The organism is Streptomyces glaucescens (assembly GCF_000761215.1).
Lineage (GTDB): Bacteria > Actinomycetota > Actinomycetes > Streptomycetales > Streptomycetaceae > Streptomyces > Streptomyces glaucescens_B.
Genome location: NZ_CP009438.1, coordinates 2,805,881 through 2,826,547, shown reverse-complemented (window position 1 = coordinate 2,826,547; position 20,667 = coordinate 2,805,881). Strand labels below are relative to the sequence as shown.

The 20,667-nt window shown below is 73.1% G+C and carries 16 protein-coding genes, 1 tRNA gene and 1 pseudogene; 11 read left to right on the top strand and 7 right to left on the bottom strand.

Translation table 11 applies throughout. From position 1 onward, the window contains the following. Positions 1-223: 223 nt before the first annotated feature. Entirely contained in the window at positions 224-772 is a 549-nt protein-coding gene (locus SGLAU_RS12140; protein ID WP_043500957.1) for a tyrosinase family oxidase copper chaperone, read from the top strand. After that, entirely contained in the window at positions 756-1,622 is an 867-nt protein-coding gene (locus SGLAU_RS12135; RefSeq protein WP_043500955.1) for a tyrosinase family protein, read from the top strand. Before SGLAU_RS12140 ends, SGLAU_RS12135 begins: the two co-directional genes overlap by 17 nt. Before the next feature lie 67 nt (positions 1,623-1,689). Here SGLAU_RS12135 and SGLAU_RS12130 read toward each other — a convergent pair whose 3' ends face one another. Together SGLAU_RS12130 and SGLAU_RS12125 are read right to left on the bottom strand one after the other, a co-directional pair. Further along, positions 1,690-2,037 (bottom strand): chaplin, encoded by a 348-nt coding sequence (locus SGLAU_RS12130; protein WP_052413721.1) that lies wholly within the window; start codon positions 2,035-2,037, stop codon positions 1,690-1,692. Positions 2,038-2,532: 495 nt separating this feature from the next. Further along, positions 2,533-3,186: pseudogene (locus SGLAU_RS12125) on the bottom strand (GntR family transcriptional regulator); the annotation flags it as partial. Positions 3,187-3,924: 738 nt separating this feature from the next. On the opposite strand from SGLAU_RS12125, the gene SGLAU_RS12120 reads away from it, so the two are divergent. Then, positions 3,925-4,176 carry a hypothetical protein gene (locus SGLAU_RS12120; RefSeq protein WP_043500953.1) on the top strand — a complete coding sequence of 84 codons (252 nt, stop codon included), beginning with the start codon at positions 3,925-3,927 and terminating at the stop codon, positions 4,174-4,176. A 430-nt stretch (positions 4,177-4,606) separates the two neighbouring features. On the opposite strand, the gene SGLAU_RS12115 is transcribed toward SGLAU_RS12120, so the two are convergent. Further along, positions 4,607-4,679 (bottom strand) — tRNA-Arg (locus tag SGLAU_RS12115). A gap of 321 nt (positions 4,680-5,000) precedes the next feature. Between SGLAU_RS12115 and SGLAU_RS12110 the strand changes: the two genes are divergently transcribed. From SGLAU_RS12110 to SGLAU_RS12080, 7 genes are all read left to right on the top strand, one after another. After that, positions 5,001-6,611 (top strand): dynamin family protein, encoded by a 1,611-nt coding sequence (locus SGLAU_RS12110; RefSeq protein WP_043500951.1) that lies wholly within the window; start codon positions 5,001-5,003, stop codon positions 6,609-6,611. A gap of 441 nt (positions 6,612-7,052) precedes the next feature. Next, positions 7,053-8,981 (top strand): YfjP family GTPase, encoded by a 1,929-nt coding sequence (locus tag SGLAU_RS12105; protein ID WP_412556226.1) that lies wholly within the window; start codon positions 7,053-7,055, stop codon positions 8,979-8,981. Between the two features lie 389 nt (positions 8,982-9,370). Continuing rightward, complete coding sequence (locus SGLAU_RS12100; RefSeq protein WP_043500949.1) at positions 9,371-9,856, top strand: single-stranded DNA-binding protein; 486 nt, start codon at positions 9,371-9,373, stop codon at positions 9,854-9,856. A 261-nt stretch (positions 9,857-10,117) separates the two neighbouring features. Then, the gene (locus SGLAU_RS12095) at positions 10,118-11,533 is read left to right on the top strand and encodes a Cys-Gln thioester bond-forming surface protein (protein ID WP_043500948.1); all 1,416 of its coding nucleotides are present in this window, start codon (positions 10,118-10,120) and stop codon (positions 11,531-11,533) included. 174 nt (positions 11,534-11,707) lie between these two features. Then, a complete protein-coding gene (gene ettA, locus SGLAU_RS12090) occupies positions 11,708-13,372 on the top strand; it encodes an energy-dependent translational throttle protein EttA (RefSeq protein WP_043500947.1) in 1,665 nt (554 codons plus the stop codon). Positions 13,373-13,378: 6 nt separating this feature from the next. Continuing rightward, positions 13,379-13,795, top strand: coding sequence for an acyl-CoA thioesterase (locus tag SGLAU_RS12085; RefSeq protein WP_043500945.1), 417 nt, complete (start codon positions 13,379-13,381; stop codon positions 13,793-13,795). Continuing rightward, complete coding sequence (locus SGLAU_RS12080; RefSeq protein WP_043500944.1) at positions 13,792-14,469, top strand: hypothetical protein; 678 nt, start codon at positions 13,792-13,794, stop codon at positions 14,467-14,469. The genes SGLAU_RS12085 and SGLAU_RS12080 overlap by 4 nt, the downstream gene beginning before the upstream one ends. 106 nt (positions 14,470-14,575) lie before the next feature. Here SGLAU_RS12080 and SGLAU_RS12075 read toward each other — a convergent pair whose 3' ends face one another. Beyond that, positions 14,576-14,989, bottom strand: coding sequence for a globin (locus SGLAU_RS12075; protein WP_043500942.1), 414 nt, complete (start codon positions 14,987-14,989; stop codon positions 14,576-14,578). A gap of 132 nt (positions 14,990-15,121) precedes the next feature. Between SGLAU_RS12075 and SGLAU_RS12070 the strand changes: the two genes are divergently transcribed. Next, positions 15,122-16,123 carry a methyltransferase domain-containing protein gene (locus SGLAU_RS12070; RefSeq protein WP_043500940.1) on the top strand — a complete coding sequence of 334 codons (1,002 nt, stop codon included), beginning with the start codon at positions 15,122-15,124 and terminating at the stop codon, positions 16,121-16,123. A 20-nt stretch (positions 16,124-16,143) separates the two neighbouring features. On the opposite strand, the gene SGLAU_RS33555 is transcribed toward SGLAU_RS12070, so the two are convergent. The 3 genes from SGLAU_RS33555 to SGLAU_RS12055 all read right to left on the bottom strand — a co-directional run bounded on the left by SGLAU_RS33555 (position 16,144) and on the right by SGLAU_RS12055 (position 20,631). Continuing rightward, the gene (locus tag SGLAU_RS33555) at positions 16,144-17,679 is read right to left on the bottom strand and encodes an FHA domain-containing protein (RefSeq protein ID WP_078957691.1); all 1,536 of its coding nucleotides are present in this window, start codon (positions 17,677-17,679) and stop codon (positions 16,144-16,146) included. An 83-nt stretch (positions 17,680-17,762) separates the two neighbouring features. After that, positions 17,763-19,109, bottom strand: a complete 1,347-nt coding sequence (locus tag SGLAU_RS12060; RefSeq protein WP_043500937.1) for a vWA domain-containing protein — start codon at positions 19,107-19,109, stop codon at positions 17,763-17,765. Between the two features lie 100 nt (positions 19,110-19,209). Next, positions 19,210-20,631, bottom strand: a complete 1,422-nt coding sequence (locus tag SGLAU_RS12055) for a PP2C family protein-serine/threonine phosphatase (RefSeq protein WP_412556264.1) — start codon at positions 20,629-20,631, stop codon at positions 19,210-19,212. Positions 20,632-20,667: the final 36 nt, after the last annotated feature.

Genomic DNA, 20,667 nt, shown 5'->3' with positions numbered 1-20,667 from the left:
GCCCGACCGTGCGAAGCCCCGTCCGGCCGTCGCCCGCCCGGGTGGCAACGCCTCCGGCGGGGCTCCCAGACGCCGGGCCGCTGGACGGGCCGACGTGACACGACACCGCCGTACGCCGACGCCTTTCGCCTGTTCGCGGGCGTGTCGCGGCCCGGGACGGTGACCGGCGCGAGGGGCGGGCGGTTAGTTCCGTACGGACAACCGAACGGACGAGGAGCACACGATGGTCGTCAGCGTGGGCCAGCCCACGAGGGGCACGGAGGGCGGACCGGCGGCCCCGGGAGCCAGATCACCGGGGCCGGACGCGGCGCGCGCCACCCGACGCGACCTCGTACGGGGGCTGGCCGCATCGGCCGCCGTCCTGGGCGTCGCACCCCTGGCCGTGGCGTCCCTGCCCGCACGCGGGGAGGAGCCGCTCGCCGACCCCATGGACCCCGCCAACCCCGCCCACCTCGTCGACCCCAAGGGCCCCGCCGAGCTCGCCTTCGACGAGACCTACCGGGGCCGCCGCATCCGTGGCGCGCCCGTCGGCACCACCGACCGTGCCTTCGGCGCCGGAGCGTGGCACGTCACCGTCGACGATCGCCCCCTGCACCTGATGCGCCGCGCGGACGGCGGCTGGCTGAGCATGGTCGACCACTACCGCTCGTACCCGTCCCCGCTGGAAGCCGCCCGCGCGGCCGTCGACGAACTGGGCCCGGAGCAGCACCTGCTGGACATGGGCACCGCCGCGGGCCACCACGAGGAGGAGCACCATGGCGTACACGCGTAAGGACGTCAGCACACTGACCCGCGCCGAGCGGCGCCGGTTCGTCCGGGCGCTGCTGGAGCTGAAACGCCGGGGCGAGTACGACGAGTTCGTGCGGATGCACGTCGAGTACTACGTCGCCGACGGCGAACGGGGCCTGCGTACGGCGCACATGGCTCCCTCCTTCCTGCCCTGGCACCGGAAGTTCCTGCTGGAGCTGGAGAAGGCGCTGCGCCGGATCGACGACGCGGTGTCCGTGCCGTACTGGGACTGGACCCGGGACCGCACGCCGTCCTCCGCGCCCTGGACCGAGGACCTGCTGGGCGGGAACGGGCGGCCCTCGGACCGGCAGGTGATGAACGGGCCGTTCGCCTACGCGCAGGGCAACTGGACGCTGAAGGTCGGCGTGACCGACGTGAAGTTCCTGACGCGGGACCTCGGCCGGGCCCGCGATCCCATCCGGCTGCCCACCAAGGCCGAGCTGGAGTGGGCGATAAAGGAGCCCGTCTACGACGCCTCACCCTGGGACTCGAGGGTCACCAAGGGCTTCCGCAACAGGCTGGAGGGCTGGGGCACCGGCCGGGGCAGCGCCTCGTGGCACAACCACAACCGGGTGCACCGGTGGGTCGGCGGGGTGATGGTGGGCGGCGCGTCGGTCAACGACCCGGTGTTCTGGCTGCACCACGCCTTCGTCGACCTGGTGTGGTCCCGCTGGCAGCGCAGGCACCGCGAGCACCGCTACCTGCCCGCGAAGCAGCCGGGGCCCGGCGACCCGCAGCGGGGCCGGATCGTGGCACGGCACGAGAAACTGCCGCCCTGGGACGTGACGCCGGACGACCTGGAGGACCACGCGAGCATCTACCGGTACGGGTGACGCCGCGCGGGTGCGGACGCGGCAGAGCCCCGGCGCTCGGGGGTGCCGGGGCTCTGCCTTGGCCGCGTCAGTTGCCGTAACCGGAGCTCTTGCTCTTGTTCTCGTTCTTCTTCTTGCTCTTGTCGGCGGCCTTCTTCTTGCCGCCGCTCTTGTCGCTGCTGTGGCCCTTGTCGTCGTCGATGTTGGCGCAGGCGTTGCCGAAGGCGGGGTTCAGCAGGGCGATGATGTTGACCGTGTTGCCGCACACGTTGACCGGCACGTGAACCGGAACCTGGACGAGGTTGCCCGACAGCACGCCCGGCGAGTGGACCGCGGCGCCCTTCGCGCCGGCGTCCGCCATGGCCAGACCCGCCCCGCTGAGGACCATGGCACCCGTGCCCAGCGCGACACCGGTTGCCTTTGTGATGCGAGACATCTCGTTCTCCTTACGACTCGATAAGTGCGCCGGCCGGTCGCGCCGCCGCACTCCCCGTTCAACGCGACGGAACAGGGCGGGTCACGCGGATCACACCGGGATCACCCGTCTTGAACAAGACCGCACGCGCGGCCGCCATGCGTACGAAAAGCACACCGTGGCTCGACGGACGACGCACTCCATCGCGGCGATGACGTGTGAGCGGAACCGCGCCCTCCACGGAGGCCTACCTGAACTTCCTCCTGGGCATGGGAGGCCTGATTGCCGGTTGCGCGCTCGCACCGCTCGATCCCTCCCGCCCCTCCCGCCCGGACGTTCCGGATCCGCGGTCCGGCGTGGCGGAGAGCGGGGCTTGATCTGAGACGGGCGCGTCGGCGGGGTCGCGTCCGCCCGGCATTGGACGCGGCCGGGAGTGCGACACGGGCCGGCTGCTCTCCACGCAGACCCGTGTCAGATCTTTGCCGGGCGGATCGGGGAACCGCCCCATCTCTGAGGTCACCAGGAGAGCGTCAGGTCCGTCGTGATGGTGTCCCAGAGGGCGTCGAACCACATCTGCGATTGGTCGACGAAAGCCGCGTCCCGCATGCCTGCCCGACGCTCGTAGGAGAAGAGGAGGGACCCGGCGCCGAAGGTGTCGTAGGTCTCCAGGATCCGTCTCTCCACGTCCACTCGCCTCTTGGTGACGATGTAGTACGCCATCAGCGCTTCCGTACCGTTGAGGAGGTACAGCTTCATGGGAGGGGTGAACGGCAGCGCGCGGAAGGTCACCCGGACGTCGATGCCGTGCGTGGAGCGCAACGTCAGCAGGTTGTGACGCAGGACGCGCCCTTGGGTGTTGCGCTGCTCGAGCCAGTGCTGGTGGACCGGGTCGTCGGCGAGCTTCTTCACAGGGGTGTCCCCAGGGCTCTTCACGGAGACCGGGAAGGCCAGGTCGATCCCTCGGGAGGGCAGCAGGATCCGCACGTCGATCGACCGGGGGCGGATGCGGCCCTCGTGGATCAGCCGCAGGGGTTCACCCAGCGCCAGCATCAGCGTCTCCGCGGTCAGACAGGCCGCGTCCACGCGGACCTCCGGCGCAGCGAACGCCTCCACCAGCCTCGGTGGCAGTCCGACCATCGTCGGCTGCGGCTCGTCCGCGGGGCGCCGGGGTGACGGTGCGGCGCCGTCACCTTCCGTGGGGAGCGTGGCGGGTGCGGGGCGATCGTTCTGGAGCTCGAAGCCGCTGCGCCGCTGGTGCCTTCCTGACGGCAAGGATTCGTCGTCGGGCTGAGTGCCCTCCACCGGGGTGGGCGCCGCAACCGCGTCCCGGCCGTCCGCGCGCACCCCTACTGCGTCGTCCGAAGACGCACGGCGGGTGGCTGCTCGGGCGCGTTCCAGAGTGTGCCAGCGGTCCCTCCAGATGTGGAGTTGCGGGTCACGCCGGTCGGGTGGTGGCACCTCTTCGCCGTCGTCGTAGGAGAGCAGGACGCGCACCAGCCACAGCAGTCGGTCCAGGGAGGCCGGGCCCCTCCGTCCGGCGAACACCTCACTCACCGAGGCCTTCGACATCGCATGGCGTTCGCCGCACACCTTCTTTCCGCGCGCGAGGATGCGGTCGTAGGAGGGGGCTCCACGATCCCGCCTCAGCTCGGTGAACGCCGCGGCCAGCTCCTGCAGCGTCGCCGCGTAACTGTCCCCACCGTTCCCGCCATCGGTCGCCACGTCGTCCCCCTGCTGCGTGCTGATGGGCGGGAGGTTAGACCCGTCTGACCGGAACGGCACCGAACACGGCGAAACGAATTGGAACACGACGGTGATGTGTTCGGTCGTGGGCCGTATTGGTCGGCCTAGGACTCACCTTGTTCGATCGATGCCGGCCGGCGCGGTGTTCGGGGTGATGGTGCCGGCATGACTCGGATGACACCGCCGCCGGCTCGGCCCGGCCGGAGCGACTCCGCAACGGAGCCGCCGTTCCTGTCCCTGCACACCACCGTCGTCCTGCTCACCGCGCTCGTGCTCGGGCTGATCGTCGGCGGCCTCGCCGCGCTGACACATGTCCCTCCCGCGGGCGCCGTGCTGGCTGGGCTGACCGCGGCCGGCTCCACGGTGCCGGTGCTGCGCTCGCTGATTGGCCGGCCCCATGAGCGCTCCGGTCCATGAGCCCGCGATGCCGGGCAGCAGGACGCCGGCGTCGAGGGTGGCCACTGCGACGAGTTACCCTGTACAGGCTTGTCGGAACGCGCGGACCCTTCCAGGCCAGGGCTCCAGCCGCGGACTCCCACGGTTCGCGGGTGTCCGCGGATCGCTCCGTGCAGCAGGGGAACCCGCCCTGTGGTGACGCGATCCCGCCCTCGGTCCGCCGGTCCGGACGCCGGTGCTCGCCCTGGCACGGTCACGCCCGCCGCTGGGAATCGGGGCGATTGCGACTGCGGCTCCGGCTGTTTCTCCCGCCGCCGCCCGAAACACTGGCGACACCAGCGGAGCAGCAGCGTCCGTCCTTGATCACCGAAGGGGCGTCCGGTGCGTCGCTGTGTCGCGCTCACTCGCCTGACCAGCAAAAACGCCCTCCCGAAGGAGGGCGGAGACTGGGCGCCCCCGGCAGGACTCGAACCTGCGGCCAAGCGCTTAGAAGGCGCCTGCTCTATCCACTGAGCTACGGGGGCCGGGTGTGGTGGCCTCTGTCGTGGTGCCCGGGTGGGGGCTGATCCGTGACGTTGCCGGGGACAAGGATAGGGCTCCCGGATCCTTGACCCTGTTGCTTCGCCTCCGTGGCTCGATGTGGAGGTTCGGTGAAGCGGTCCTGATAATCGCAGGCGGGTACGAATCGTGCATCGCTTTTGACGCCTCGCGCGGCGGGTGTTGTGCACTCGTTATGCCTGGCCTGCGTTCATGTCCCAGTCGTCCCTTGTGCCCCTTCTGTCCGGTCGGCGCGCAGGCATGCCCATATGCTTCAGAAATCCCACAAAATTGGGCATTCTTCGCATGTGGTGACCTTGGACGTACGGCCTCAGCTGCTCGACGCACTCTCCGCGCTGCGCGACCGTGTCGCCGCCGCACGCTTCCCGCTGCCCCTGGCGGGAGCCCCACGCGCGCGTGCCAACCGCGACGAACTGCTCGCCCAGCTCGACGACTACTTGGTGCCCCGGTTGAGACAGCCCGAAGCACCGTTGCTCGCCGTCGTGGGGGGATCCACCGGGGCCGGGAAGTCGACACTCGTCAACTCGCTGGTCGGACGGCGGGTCAGCGAGGCGGGCGTGCTGCGGCCGACGACGCGGACGCCGGTGCTGGTCTGCCACCCGGAGGACCATCACTGGTTCAGCGGAATGCGGGTGCTGCCCGACCTCACGCGCGTGTGGGTGCCCCAACAGGACGCCGGGAACGACGACCTGCTGCTCCCTGGCGAGAACCCCGCGCGCGTACTGCGCATCGAGACCGCCGAGACCCTGCCGCCCGGCCTCGCCCTGCTCGACGCCCCGGACGTGGACTCCCTGGTCGCCGACAACCGCGTCCTCGCCGCCGAGCTGATCTGTGCCGCCGACATCTGGGTGATGGTCACCACGGCGGCCCGCTACGCCGACGCGGTGCCCTGGCACCTGCTGCGCACCGCGAAGGAGTACCAGGTCACCCTGATCACGGTCCTCGACCGGGTGCCGCACCAGGTGGTCTCCGAGGTCTCCAGGCAGTACGGCGCCCTGCTCACCAAGGCCGGCCTCGGCGACGTACCCCGGTTCACCGTGCCGGAACTGCCCGAGTCCGCGTGGGGCGGCGGACTGCTGCCCGCCACCGCCGTGGCGTCGCTGCGCACCTGGCTCGTCCACCAGGCCCAGGACCCGGTCGCCCGGCAGCACGCCGTGGCCCGCACCGCGCACGGCGTCCTGAACTCGCTCAGGTCCCGGATGCCCGAGCTGGCCAGTGCCGCCGCCGCGCAGTACGCCGCCGCGCTCCGCCTCACCTCCGCCATCGACGCGGCCTACGACAGCGAGCACGCGCGCGTGCGGGGCCACCTCCAGGCCGGGGCCGTGCTCGCCGGGGACGCCCTCAAGCGCTGGCGGGCCTTCCCGCTCGACTGCACCGCCGGGGAACTGCTGGACGCGCTCGTCGAGAGCCTGGCCGACCTCCTGCTGTGCGCCGTGACCGCCGCTGACGAGCGCGTCGACGACGCCTGGCGGCGCGAACCCGCCGCGGACGCGCCCGAGCTCGCCCACCGCGGCACCGAGCCGGAGAACGCCGGGCACCGCATCGGGCTGGCGGTACGACGGTGGCGGCGCGAGCTGGAGGAGTACGCCGAGGAGGAGGTGCGCGCCCTCGAACGCAGCCCCGCGCCCGACCCCGAGGTGATCGCCGCGCTGGTCGCCACCGCACTGCTGGGCGGGCGTCGTGCCCGCTCCGCGGGCGAGGGGCTGGCCGAGCGGATCGGCGCGCACGGGGCGCTGCGGCTGCGCGACCGCGGCGGGCGGCTGCTCGCCGAGTACCTGGACCGCGTGGTCCACACCGAACGCGAGCGCCGCCTCGCCCCGCTCGACGCCCTCGACGTCCACCCCGAGACCCAGGCCGAACTCATCGCCGCGCTGTCCGTACTGCAGAAGGAGAGGTGAGCGGTGACCGCTGTCACTGACCACGACCACATGGACCGCACGGATCACATGGACCACCGCACGGATCAGACGGACCACCGCACGGATCACGTCGACCGCACCGATCACATGGAACGCAGCGACCGCGCCGAGTACGGCGACCGCGCCGAGTACGGCGACCGTGCCGAGTACGGCGGTGACGACGGTCGGGAGGACTCCGGTCCCGAGGCAAAACGCGGGCCTGAGCTCGAGCCGGCGGAGGCTTCCGAGTCCCACGACCTCTCCGGGTCCCCGGAGTCCTCCACCGAGCCCGGTGAGTCCGGCCGGTCCAGCGGGTCCGACGCCTCCAGTGGGTCCGGCGGGGCTTCTGTGACCACCGGGAGGGCTGAGGACACTGCGACCGGTGCGTACGCTTCGGCCCCCGGGAACCAAGCTGCCCCCGAACGCGACGCGGAGGGTGACGTGGAGAGGGACGCGCGCGTGAAGGGCGGCGACGACGGCAAGGACCGTACGGATCACGCGGAACGTACGGACCGTGCGGATCACAGCGACCGCACGGACCGCAGCGACCATACGGACCACAGCGACCGCACAGACCACCCGGACGGCGTCGGCCGCACCGACGGCGCCGGCCGCACGGACCCCGCGGACCGCCCCGAGGCCGGACCCGCGTGGGACGACGGGCTGATCGCGCGGCGAGTCGCCGAAGGGGCCGCGGGGGACGGGCAGGCCGCCGCCGTCAAGCCCCGCGAGACCCGGCTCGGCGGGCCGCAGCCGGTGACTCCACCCGTGTACGACGGGCCGCTGCGGTCGCGGCTGGACGCGCTGCGGGAGTTGGTGGGGCTCTCCCGGGCCCGGCTGGACAGCCGCGCGCTCTCCGAGGCGGGCCGGGTCCTCGACGAGGCGACGGCGCGGCGCCGGCTCTCCGGTCAGCACACCGTCGTCGCCATCGCGGGCGCGACGGGCAGCGGCAAGTCGCAGCTGTTCAACGCGCTCGCCGGGGTCACCCTCTCGGAGACCGGCGTGCGCCGCCCCACCACCGCCGCGCCCATCGCGTGCAGCTGGAGCGACGGCGCGGCGCCCCTCATCGACCGGCTCGGCATCCCGCCGCGGCTGCGGCGGCGTCCCGCGCAGCACGCGGACGCGGACGGGCTGCTGCGCGGGCTGGTCCTGGTCGACCTGCCCGACCTCGACTCCGCGGCCGTGCACCACCGTGAGCAGGCGGAACGGGTACTGGCCCTGGTCGACGCGGTGGTGTGGGTCGTCGATCCGGAGAAGTACGCCGACGCGGTGCTGCACGAGCGCTATCTGCGGCCCATGGCCGGGCACGCCGAGATCATGTTCGTCGTGCTGAACCAGATCGACCGGCTGCCCGGGGAGGCCGCCGAGCAGGTCCTCGACGATCTGCGGCGGCTGCTCGACGAAGACGGCATCGCGCTCGGGGAGTACGGCGAGCCCGGCGCGAGCGTGCTGGCGCTGTCCGCGCTCACCGGAGACGGGCTCGGAGACCTGCGTGAGGCGCTCGGGCAGTTCGTCGCCGAGCGGGGCGCGCCGGTCCGGCGGATCACCGCCGATCTGGACGCCGCCGCCTGGCGGCTGCGGCCGCTCTACGCCACCGGGCGGCGTACCGGGCTCAGCGAGGCGGCCCGGGACGAGTTCTCCGCGCGGCTCGCCGACGCGGTGGGTGCCACGGCGGCCGGGGAGGCGGCCGAGCGGGCGTGGCTGCGCAACGCCAACCGCGCGTGCGGCACGCCCTGGCTGCGGCTGTGGCGCTGGTACCAGGACCGGTGCGAACCGACCACCGGCCGGCTGCCGGTGCGCACGCAGGCCGACGAGGAGGCGACCGCGCGGCAGCGGGTCGAGCAGGCGGTGCGGACGGTGGCCGACCGGGCGGCGGCCGGCCTGCCCGCGCCCTGGGCGCAGGCGGTGCGGGAGGCGGCCGTGCGCGGTGCGCAGGGGCTGCCCGAGGCACTGGACGAGCTGGCGGTGCGGACCGGGCTTCCGCCGGGGCGGCCGCCGCGGCCCGGCTGGTGGCCGGTGGCCGTGCTGGCGCAGGCGTCCATGACGATCCTTCAGGTCATCGGCGGGCTGTGGCTGGCGGGGCAGATCGCGGGGGTCATGGCGCCGAACCTCGGGGTGCCGGTGCTGCTGATGGTGTCCGGGATCGTCGGCGGGCCGCTCGTGGAATGGAGCTGCCGGATGGCGGCGCGGGGGCCGGCCCGGCGGTACGGCATGGAGGCGGAACGCAGACTGCGCGAGGCGGCCGCCGGGTGCGGGCGGGCCCGGGTGCTGGACCCGGTGGCCGCGGAGCTGCTGCGCTACCGGGAGGTGCGGGAGCAGTACGGGCGTGTCATCGGGGCGGGAACGGGGGCCGGGGTCGGCGGGAGGTAGCCGGGGAGCTCCGGTCGGGGGGGGGGGGACATGTTCGGGGAGGGGCGGCGGAGAGGTGGCCGGGCGGGACCGGCTGGGTGGCCGGGTGGGGCCGGGAGGGGGAGCCCCGGGCCGGGGCGGAGGAGGGCGGCCGGGGCGAGGGCCGGGGGCGCGGGAGGTTGTCGCCCGCGGACGAGCGGTGCCCGGGCGCGGGGGTGCCCGGGAGGGTGTCCGGATGACCCCGTCACCCGTGTGGGTGGCGGGGTTTTCCACAGCTCGGCGGTGGTCCACAGCGCTCAGCGGGCCCGGTGCGGCAGGGGGCAGTCTGGGTGCGCGGCGATCGCGACGGACTCGGTCGCCGGGCCAGGCACTGCCGTACGGGAGGGCCCGTACGAGGGAGGGATGACGATATGAACGAGACCATGGTCTGCGCGGTCGGCAACGTGGCGACCCAGCCGGTCCACCGGGAGACGCCCACAGGCCCGTCGGCACGGTTCCGGCTGGCCGTGACGGCACGCTACCTGGACCGGGAGAAGAACACCTGGACGGACGGCCACACCAACTTCTTCACGGTGTGGGCCAACCGGCAGCTCGCCGCCAACGTGACCGCGTCGGTGAACGTGGGTGACCCGGTCGTGGTGCAGGGCAGGCTGAAGGTGCGCACGGACGTGCGCGAAGGACAGAGCCGGACCTGGGCGGACATCGACGCCGTGGCCATCGGCCATGACCTGTCGCGCGGTACGGCGGCCTTCCGGCGCACGGGCCGGGCCGACGGCGCGGCGGCACCGGTCGGTCCACCGCGCCCCGAGCCGGACTGGGAGACCCCGGCGGACGGTTCGGACCGGCCGGGGACCGCTCAGGACCAACAGCACGCCGGGCCCGTACTGGTGACGTGATGTCAGGTATGGCACCGACGTGACCGAAGTGGGCGCTTATCGGTGAATGCACTCCGAAAAGACCGGTGGATTTGTCGATAAGCGCAGTTCAGGCCCGTCCCGGCGATAACGATTACGAGTCGGATCAGCGCTCCGAAGCGATCACCGGGAAAGGCGCTGCGCACGCGTCCCTAGGATGCCTGACATGGCTCCAGGGGCTTGACGACTCTGCTGGCGGGACCGCGCCCCCACGTCAACCGGTCCTGCTCGAAGGGGAATTCTGTGTTTTCTTCGTTCTCCGCACGGTCCGTGTGCGGGCGACGGGCGGCCGGAACCGCCGCTGTGACGCTGGTCTCCGGGCTCGCCGTGGCCGCGCTGACGGCCGCCGCCGGGCCGGCCGCGGCCGACGACGCGGCCGGGCGGGCCCAGGGCGGAGCCACCGCCACCATCGGCGGCCTGAAGACGTACGGCGACGCCGTGGTGCACACCGACACCGGGGACCTGGAGCTGTCGGCGGGCCTGTTCGAGATGTCCGTCGACGGCGGCGGCACCCTGCAGACCTACTGCGTGGACATCCACAACCCCACGCAGCGGGACGCCAAGTACCGCGAGACCCCCTGGAGCGGCACCTCGCTGGGCGCCAACAAGGACGCCGGCCGGATCCGCTGGATCCTGCAGAACTCCTACCCGCAGGTCAACGACCTCGCGGCGCTCGCCCGGCAGGCCGGTGTGCGCGGCGGTCTGACCGAGCAGGACGCGGCGGCCGGCACCCAGGTGGCCATCTGGCGCTACTCGGACGGCGTGGACGTCGAGGCCGTCGACCCGCAGGCCGAGAAGCTGGCGGACTACCTGGAGGACAGCGCCCGTCCCACGGCCGAGCCCAAGGCGTCGCTGACCCTCGACCCGCCCGCGCTCTCCGGCCACCCCGGCGACAAGCTCGGCCCGGTCACCGTGCGCACCAACGCGGACAGCGTCACCGTCACCCCGCCGGCCGCCGCCGCGACCAGCGGTGTGCGGGTGGTGGGCGAGGACGGCAAGGAGGTCACCACCGCGCGGAACGGCAGCCGGCTGTTCCTCGACGTGCCCGCCGACGCGGCCGACGGCTCCACGGAGCTGACCGTCCAGGCCTCCACCACCGTTCCCGTCGGCCGGGCCTTCGCCTCCGACAGCCGCAGCCAGACCCAGATCCTGGCCGGCTCCAGCGAGTCCACCGTCTCCGCGACGGCGAGCGCGACCTGGGCGGAGACCGGCGCCATACCGGCGCTGTCCGCGGCCGAGAACTGCGCCGCGGGCGGCGTCGACATCACCGCCGTCAACGCGGGCGACGCGCCGTTCACCTTCGAGCTGATGGGCGCCCGGCACACCGTCGCGGCGGGCGAGACCCGTACGGTCACCGTCCCGCTCCAGGAGGACCAGGCCTACGACTTCACGATCACCGGGCCCGGCGGCCGCGAGCAGCGCTTCACCGGCGTCCTCGACTGCCGCACCCAGGCCGCCGAGAGCGACGCGGCCGGGACCTCCGTCCAGTCCGCCGGCGAGCCCAGCCCCGTCACGGTCCCGGCGCCCGCCGAGGACGTGAACCTCGCCGCGACCGGCAGCTCCGACGCCACCCCGGTGATCGGCGGCGCGGCCATCGGCCTGGTGCTGATCGGCGGCGCGGCACTGGTGCTGGTCCGGAAGAAGAAGACCCAGGACTGAACGCGCGCCCGCGTGCGTGCTGCTCCTTGACACCTCAACAGTGCGTGACGTCACGCTCACCCGCTGACACCGAGCGTGCCGCCGCCCCTGAACGCGTTTCCGCCCAGGGGTGGCGGTACGGCAAGATGGGGTGTATCTGCCCACTGCCAGATTCAAGCTGCCGGACGGTTCCTCTTGGCTGAGTACATCTACACCATGCGCAAGACGCGCAAGGCGCACGGCGACAAGGTGATCCTTGACGACGTCACGCTGAACTTCCTGCCCGGTGCGAAGATCGGTGTGGTCGGCCCGAACGGTGCCGGTAAGTCCACCGTTCTGAAGATCATGGCGGGGCTGGAGCAGCCGTCCAACGGTGACGCCTTCCTCTCGCCCGGCTACAGCGTCGGCATCCTGCTCCAGGAGCCCCCGCTGAACGAGGAGAAGACCGTCCTGGAGAACGTCCAGGAGGGTGTCGCCGAGATCAAGGGCAAGCTCGACCGGTTCAACGAGATCGCCGAGCTGATGGCCACCGACTACTCGGACGCGCTGCTCGACGAGATGGGCAAGCTCCAGGAGGAGCTGGACCACGCCAACGCCTGGGACCTCGACGCCCAGCTCGAGCAGGCCATGGACGCCCTGGGCTGCCCGCCGGCCGACTGGCCCGTCACCAACCTCTCCGGTGGTGAGAAGCGCCGTGTCGCGCTCTGCAAGCTGCTGCTGGAGGCGCCCGACCTGCTGCTCCTCGACGAGCCCACCAACCACCTCGACGCCGAGTCGGTGAACTGGCTGGAGCAGCACCTCGCCAAGTACGCGGGCACCGTCGTGGCCATCACCCACGACCGGTACTTCCTGGACAACGTCGCCGAGTGGATCCTCGAGCTCGACCGCGGCCGCGCCTACCCGTACGAGGGCAACTACTCGACGTACCTGGAGACCAAGCAGACCCGTCTGAAGGTCGAGGGCCAGAAGGACGCCAAGCGCGCCAAGCGCCTCAAGGAGGAGCTGGAGTGGGTCCGCTCCAACGCCAAGGGGCGGCAGGCCAAGTCCAAGGCGCGTCTGGCCCGCTACGAGGAGATGGCCGCCGAGGCGGAGAAGATGCGGAAGCTGGACTTCGAGGAGATCCAGATCCCGCCGGGCCCGCGGCTGGGCAACATCGTCGTCGAGGTCGAGAAGCTCAACAAGGCCTTCGGTGAGAAGGTCCTGATCGACGACCTCTCCTTCACGCTGCCGCGCAACGGCATCGTGGGTGTCATCGGCCCGAACGGCGCCGGCAAGACCACCCTGTTCAAGATGATCCAGGGCCTGGAGACGCCGGACTCCGGTTCGATCAAGGTCGGCGACACCGTCAAGATCTCGTACGTCGACCAGAGCCGCGAGAACATCGACCCGAAGAAGACGCTGTGGGAGGTCGTCTCCGACGGGCTCGACTACATCAACGTCGGCCAGGTCGAGATGCCGTCGCGGGCGTACGTCTCCGCCTTCGGTTTCAAGGGACCGGACCAGCAGAAGCCGGCCGGGGTCCTCTCCGGCGGTGAGCGCAACCGCCTCAACCTGGCGCTCACCCTCAAGCAGGGCGGCAACCTGCTGCTCCTCGACGAGCCGACCAACGACCTCGACGTCGAGACCCTGTCCAGCCTGGAGAACGCGCTGCTGGAGTTCCCCGGCTGCGCCGTGGTCGTCTCCCACGACCGGTGGTTCCTGGACCGAGTCGCCACGCACATCCTCGCCTACGAGGGTGACTCCAAGTGGTTCTGGTTCGAGGGCAACTTCGAGTCGTACGAGAAGAACAAGATCGAGCGGCTCGGCCCGGACGCGGCGCGTCCGCACCGTGCCACCTACAAGAAGCTGACCCGGGGCTGATCGGTCTTGCGGCATCTCTACCGCTGCCCGCTGCGCTGGGCGGACATGGACGCGTACGGCCACGTCAACAACGTGGTGTTCCTCCGCTACCTGGAGGAGGCCCGTATCGACTTCCTGTTCCGCCCGGACAAGGACTTCAAGCAGGGGTCCGTGGTGGCGCGCCATGAGATCGACTACAAGCGGCAGCTCGTCCACCGGCACGCGCCCGTGGACATCGAGCTGTGGGTCACCGAGATCCGCGCGGCGTCCTTCACCCTCACCTACGAGGTGAAGGACGGCGAGCAGATCTACGTCCGGGCGTCGACGGTGATCGTGCCGTTCGACTTCGAGAGGCAGCGCCCGCGCCGGATCACCGAAGAGGAACGCGCGTTCCTCAAGGAGTACATGGACGACGCCTCCGAGCAGGGGGCCGGCGCCGCATGACGGAGCTGCACCTCGCCGACGAGGGGGAGGCCGCCGATCTCGCGGCCTTCCTCTCCCGGCTGCTCCACTACGACCGTGGGGCCGCGGTGCGCCTCCAGGCGGCCGGCACGGCACTCGCCGTCTTCGGCCGGCCGCCGTCGTTCGAGGTGCTGGCGATCCGCGCGGTACGGCTGGCCAAGCCGTACGAGAACGGGCTCGACGTCACCCTGGACGTCACCGTGTCCGCGGGTGAACTGCTGGAGGCCGTGGACGAGAACGCGGCCACGGCCGCCGTGCCCGGAGCGGTGACCGGGCCGCCGTGGGCCGGAGTGCTGCCGCCGCGCGGCGGCTGGCAGGCGGAGCCCGGACTGCCGGCGCCGGACGCGCTGCGCGCGATGGTCGCCGCCGGGGTCGCGGAGTTCCGTTCCCGCACGCAGGAGCTGGCGCCCGAGGCGCGTACCCGCGCGGAGCTGGACCGGATCGGAGGGGAGATCTGGTCCCGGACCGTCGGCGGGACCGCACTGCCCGTACGGGCCGTGCACGCGGCCCAGTCGCTGGGCTTCCTGCGGCCGGTGCCCGGGGCCGCGGAACCGGCGCTGCTCTCCTCCGGGGCGTGGCTGCGGCTGCGGACGCCGTACGGCTCGATCGCCGTACGCCGGTCCGGGCTCGGGGCCCTGGGCCTCAGCGTGCGCTAGGGCGGCCCGTCGCCGGAGTGCGCCGAGGGCGGGCCGGTGTTCCCCGGCCGTAGCTCCTGCCGGCTCAGCCGCTCCTCTTCACCGGCTCGGCAGCCCTCCTGCCGGCTCAGCCGGCCGTGTTCACCATCGAAGCCGCCGCGTACGTCAGGTAGTTCCACAGCGTGTGCTCGTGCTCCTCGGACAGGCCCAGTTCCTCCACGGCGACCCGCATGTGCTTCAGCCAGGCGTCGTGCGCCGCCCGGTCGACGGTGAAGGGCGCGTGGCGCATCCGCAGCCGCGGGTGACCGCGGTTCTCGCTGTACGTCGTCGGACCGCCCCAGTACTGGATCAGGAACAGCGCCAGCCGTTCCTCCGCGGGGCCCAGGTCCTCCTCGGGGTACATCGGCCGAAGGATCGGGTCCTCGGCGACTCCCTCGTAGAAACGGTGGACGAGCCGACGGAAGGTCTCCTCCCCGCCGACCTGCTCGTAGAAGCTCTCTTCCTGAAGCGTGCCACGCCGAATCTCTGTCACGCCCTCCATGGTCTCAGACGGGGCGACCGAGGACTCCAGGCGTAGGACCCCGTGCGAAGCAGACCACAGGCCCACCGCAACTCGACGGCCCGCGACCTGGGATGCTCGCCTACGAGGTGTGACGCGCAGCACAGTGGACCCATGGCTGCCCACGCTCTCGACAAGGACCTGGAAGACCTCGCCGCCTCGGCGCGGGCCGCGCTGGTGCGCGAGATCGAGGCGAGCGGCGCCTGGGACGCGGATCCGGTGTGGCGGGAGGCGTTCGCGGCCGTTCCCCGGCACGTGTTCGTCCCCTACTACTACGTCGGCGTCCTGGGCGGCTACGAACGCCGCTGGGGCGAGCACCCCGATCCGCGGGCGCGGGAGCGCTGGGTGAAGGGCGCGTACGCCGACGCCCCGCTGGCCACCCGGCTGCGCGACGGGGAACTGCTCTCCTCCAGCAGCCAGCCCTCCCTCATGGCCCTGATGCTGGCCGCGCTCGAGGTGCGGGACGGCGACCGGGTCCTGGAGATCGGCACCGGCAGCGGCTACAACGCGGCGCTGCTCACGCACCGGCTCGGCGACGGCGATCTCGTCACCACCGTCGATCTGGAACCGGAGATCACCGAGTCCGCGCGGCGGCACCTGGACGCCGCCGGGTACCACCCGGTCGTCGTCACCGGGGACGGCGCGCGCGGGGTGCCGGGACGCGCGCCCTTCGACCGGATCATCGCCACCTGCGCACTGCCGTCGATCCCGCCCGCCTGGCTCGCCCAGTGCCGCCCCGGCGGCCGGATCCTGACCCCGCTCGCCACCGGCCTCGTGCTGCTCACGGTCGCCGGGCCCGGGCAGGCCGAGGGCCGTTTCCTCGATACCGCGGCCTACTTCGTGCCGCTGCGCGGCGGCAGCCGGAGCGAGGCGGGCCCAGGCCCGGGGGACCAGGCGGGGCTGGGCGCGGTGCCCCGGCGGGGGCGCGAGGACGACCTGTTCCGCTTCCTGTTCGCCCTCACCCGCGGCAGCCTCGACCCGCAGGAGGCGTACGCGCTGTGGGAGCGCGAGGGACGGCCCGGCCGGGAGCGCTACGGCATCACGGTCACCGGTCACGGCGAGTGGGCCTGGCTGGACGACCCGGAGGGGCCGTACGCCTGGCCCCTGCCGGGTTGATCCGTACGGCCCGCCGTCCGTCAGCCGCGGCGGATGGTGATCGTCGTCCAGGCGCCGACGTGCACCCGGTCGCCGTCCTGGAGCTGCACCGGCACGAACGGCTGGATCGGCTCGTCGCCGCCGTTGACCGTGGTGCCGTTCGTCGAGTTCTGGTCGACGATCGCCCAGCTGCCGTCCGGCTGCTGCACCAGCACGGCGTGCTGGTGCGAGACGCCCGGGTCCTCCGGCGGGACCGACAGGTCGATGTCGGGGGTGTCGCCGGTGGAGTGGCGGCGGCGGCCGATGGTGACCTGGTTGCCGGTGAGGGTGCGCTGCTGTTCCGGCGAGTACGCGGGCAGGTTCAGCCCCGCGGCCTCCGGGCCGGAGCGCTGCATCATCGCCATGAAGTACTCGCGGTCCGGGCCGATGGTCGCCGTCCAGGTGACCGGGCCCCGCGGAGCGGCCGGGCCGGGCGGCGGGGCCTGGGTCGCACCGGGGTGCGGATAGCCGTAGCCGCCGGGCTGACCGTGGCCGCCCGGGCCGCCGGGTCCTCCGGGGTGGCCGGTGCCGGACGGCGGGGAGATCACCCAGTCGTCGTCACCGCCGCCGAAGGAGGGGCCGCCGGAGGCCGGGCGGCCGCCCGTCTCCTGCGGGAAGGCGGGCGGGGCGGAGTGGCCGCCGGGCGCACCCGGACCACCCGGAGCGCCAGGCCCACCAGGCCCACCGGGACCACCAGGTCCACTGGGTCCGCCAGGTCCACCGGGACCGGGCTGGTGGAACGCCTGCGGGGCTCCCCCGGTCGCACCGGGGCCGTGGGGACCGCCATGACCGCCGGGGCCCCCATGACCGCCGGGACCGCCCGGCGGGCCGGGCGGGGGCGGGACGGGACGGGAGGGGTCCGCACCGAAACCGTGCGGCGGGCCGGCCTGACCCGGCACGGGCGCGGGACCGCCGGGACGCTCGCCGAAGGGACCGCCCGGGGCGCCCGGGCCGGAAGGCGCACCGGGGCCGCCGTACGCGCCGGGCCCACCGGGGCCGGGGAACCCGCCGGGGCCACCCGGGCCACCGGGACCACCAGGACCGGGCCGACCGGGCTCAGCGCCGAAACCCGGGCCATGGCCCGGGCCCGGGCCCGGAGGGATCGGTTCGGCGGGGCGGTTCACCTGCGACGGGCGGGAGCCCTGGTACTCGTACTGGTCCGAGCCGCCGTACGACGGCGGGCCGGGGGGCCGCTGGAAGCGGGGGTCGGGTCCGGGGCCGGGACCCTGGCCGGGCGCCGGCGGGCGCGGGGCGGCCGGGGTGTAGGAGGTCGCGGTGTTGGTCAGGAAGTTCCACCGGCACTCCTCGCAGAAGGGCGCAGCGCCCTCGCGGGGGGTACGGCACTGCGGGCACAGCTCCGGCTGGGCGCCCGGTGCGGGGCCCGGCCGGCCGCCCGCGCCGGGCTGGGGCGGCGGGAAGCCGTAACCGCCACCACCGGGAGGCGGCGGGGGCGGGGGCACGGCACCTGCCATGCGGTGACCGCAGACCTCGCACCAGTCGTCGGAACCCGACTGGTGTCCGTTCGGGCAGGTCGGCATGTCGGCGCTTCCCCCTCTCCTTTTCCGGCCGTTGTGACCGGATTTCTCCAACCCCAGGGGGGTCGGGCTCGTTGCTCTTTACGTCACTTCTTTACACGAACGGTCTTTGTCGACCGAGTCTCGAGAGTCATCTCGTCGGCCTCCGCGACCTTCGCCTTCAGTCGCACAGTACCTGTCGCCGCGTCGACCACGTCCACCACCTTCGCAAGCAGTTTCGCAGTATCCGCGTTCCCGGAGGCGCCGGCGAGCTGAACGGCGCGGCCCAGTTTGGCCGTTGCTCCCTCGAAGTCTCCCGATTTGCGCAGCTCCAGCCCTTGTTGGATGACCTGTGCCAGTTCGGCCTGGCCGGTGTAGTGGGCGACCTGAGGATTGATCGACGTCGACGCGGCCATGTCGTCGGTCCACACCGCGCGGACGAGGCCTTGCGCCCCCAGGTTCTGCGCCGTGCCGTCGGGCTGCGGGACCACCAGCGAGACCCGGGCGGCCAGCATCTCCCGGCCGATGTCCGCGGGCGGGACCTCGACGCAGAGGTGGTAGTCACGGGACTCGTCGCCCCAGGAACCGGTGGGGTAGTCCCCGGCGCGCGGGCCCGCCTCGGTGCGGCGGCCGGTCAGCTCCTCGACCGTCGGAGCCACCTGCTTGACGAACTTGATGACCGCGCCGACCGGGGTCCACACCCGCAGCGCGACGTCCGCGACCTCCTTGCCCATCGCCGTCTCCATCATCCGGGTGAAGTCGGCGGCGAGACCGGCCGGATCGGCGACGATGTCGGCGCTGCCGAGGAGCGCCGAGGCGATCCCTGTGACTTCTTTCACTTCCCAGTCGGTGCCGACGCCGCGGGCATCACAGGTGAAACGCCCGGCACAGGAGTCCAGCGCGGCCTTCAGGTCCTCGGGTGACTCGTGTTCGTTGCGGCCGTCGGTGAGCAGGATGCCGTGGCGGATCGACACGTCGGCGGAGGACAGCAGCCGGTCGGCGAGCCGCAGCCAGGTGCCGATGGCCGTACCGCCGCCCGCGCTGAGCTTGCGCAGCGCCTGCTTGGCCTGTTCGCGCGTGGTGGGGTCGGCCACGGCGAGCCGCCCGCCGCCCGGGTAGACCTCCTGGGCCACGTGGGTTCCGCCGATCACCGCGAAGTGCACCCCGTCGCGCAGGGTGTCGATCGCTGCGGCGGTCGCGTCCCGGGCGTTGCGCATCTTCGCCGGCGGGTAGTCCATCGACCCCGAGCAGTCCACCATGACCGCCACGGCCGCGGACGGACCCCGGCCGGGCCCGAACAGGTGGGGCGCGGTGACGGCGGCGCCGATGGTGCCGCCGCCGGTCGCGGTGACCGTGACGATCGCGTTGACCTCCCGGCCGCCCTCCGGAAGGTGCTCGTTCTGGTACACGTCCACCGAGAACTGCGGCACGTTCGACTTCGACAATCTGGCCATACGTACTCGAATCCCCCTACGAACCCCGCGGAGCGGGGTGACGACTATGGCCGGACCGGTCCCCTCCGGTCCGTCGAGGCTTCCCCGTGGTGCTCGCGCCTCAGGCGGATCCTGCCCCCTGCGGCGGGGCGGGGAACGGCAGGACGGCCACTGTTACGTTGTCGTGGCCCCCGCCGTCGAGCGCGTGTCCGACCAGGACCCGCGCGCCGTGCAGCGGACGGACGGCGGCGTCCCCGGGAATCACGCCGGCCATCTCCTCGGCCGCCTCCGCGTAGTTCCACAGCCCGTCCGTGCACACCACCACCACACCGGGCCGGTCCGGCTTGAAGGACGCGGTGTGCGGCTCCAGTTCGTAGGCGTCCGCGCCGAGCCAGCCGGTGATCGCGTGGGCGCGTTCGTCGGCGTACGCCTCGGCCTCGCTCATCAGTCCCGCGGCGACCATCTGCGCCGCCCACGAGTCGTCCTCGGTGAGGCGGGCGGCCGGGGCGGTGCGGTCCTGGGGCACCCAGTAGGCGCGGCTGTCGCCGACCCAGCCGACGACCAGCAGACCGCCGGTGACCACCGCGCCGACCAGGGTGCAGGCCGGGGCGTTCTGGTGCGGGGCGTGCTCGCGGGCCGTCGCGGGTTCCTCGGCCAGGGCGTTGACCGCGTGGGACGCGGCGACGATCGCCTCGTGCATGGCCTGCTGCGGATGGGTGCCCTGCGGCAGGGCGGCGAGCAGCGCGGCGCTCGCCGCCCGGGACGCGGCGAGCGAGGCGTCGTCCGGGCGGGTCGCCGAGGAGACGCCGTCGCACACGATCGCGACGGTCGCGGGGGAGCCGTCGGGCAGCGCGGTGGTGCCGATGGCGAAGGCGTCCTCGTTGCGGTGGTGGCGCAGCCCGCGGTCGGACACGGCGGCGACCGGGCCGCACTCCTGCTCCATGTGGTCGCGTTCACGGGGCTGGGCGTGGCCGCAGTTCTCGCAGTAGCCGTCGTCGTCGACCCGGCCGGCGCGGCAGGCGACACAGAGCTTGCCGTGCTCGGCGGGTGCCGCGGCGCCCGCCACGCGCGGGTCCGGCGCCTGGAGCGGATACTCCTCGGGCTCGTCACCGCGCCGGTCGAAACGGACACCGGGGGCCGGGGGCGGGGCGGTGTGCGGGCCGGCCGCCGCGGGCGAGCCCGGTCCGTCCCCGGCGCCGGGTGCGGCGGAGTCGCCGGGCCCGCCGGAGCCGACGGGGCCGCCAGGCACGCCCGGTGCGCCAGGCGCGTCCGGGGCGGCGGGGGCACCGGAGCCACCCGAGGTACCGGGGTCGCCGCCCGCGGGCTCCGGGTGCTGGGCGGCGGCGGGACCGTGGGACACCGGACCGTCAGCGGCCCAACCGCCCTGTCCGGCACCGCCGGCGGGTGGCGGACCGGCGTGTCCCGCATCGCCGGTGGGCGCCCAGCCACCCTGTCCGGCACCGCCGGGAGGTGGCGGACCGGCGGGTGCGGCGGCAGCGGGCAGGCCTTCGGCCGTGGCCGGGTGCGGCACCGTCCCGTTCACCGGCGGGGCCGGGGAGCCGGCGGCGGGCGCGGCGCC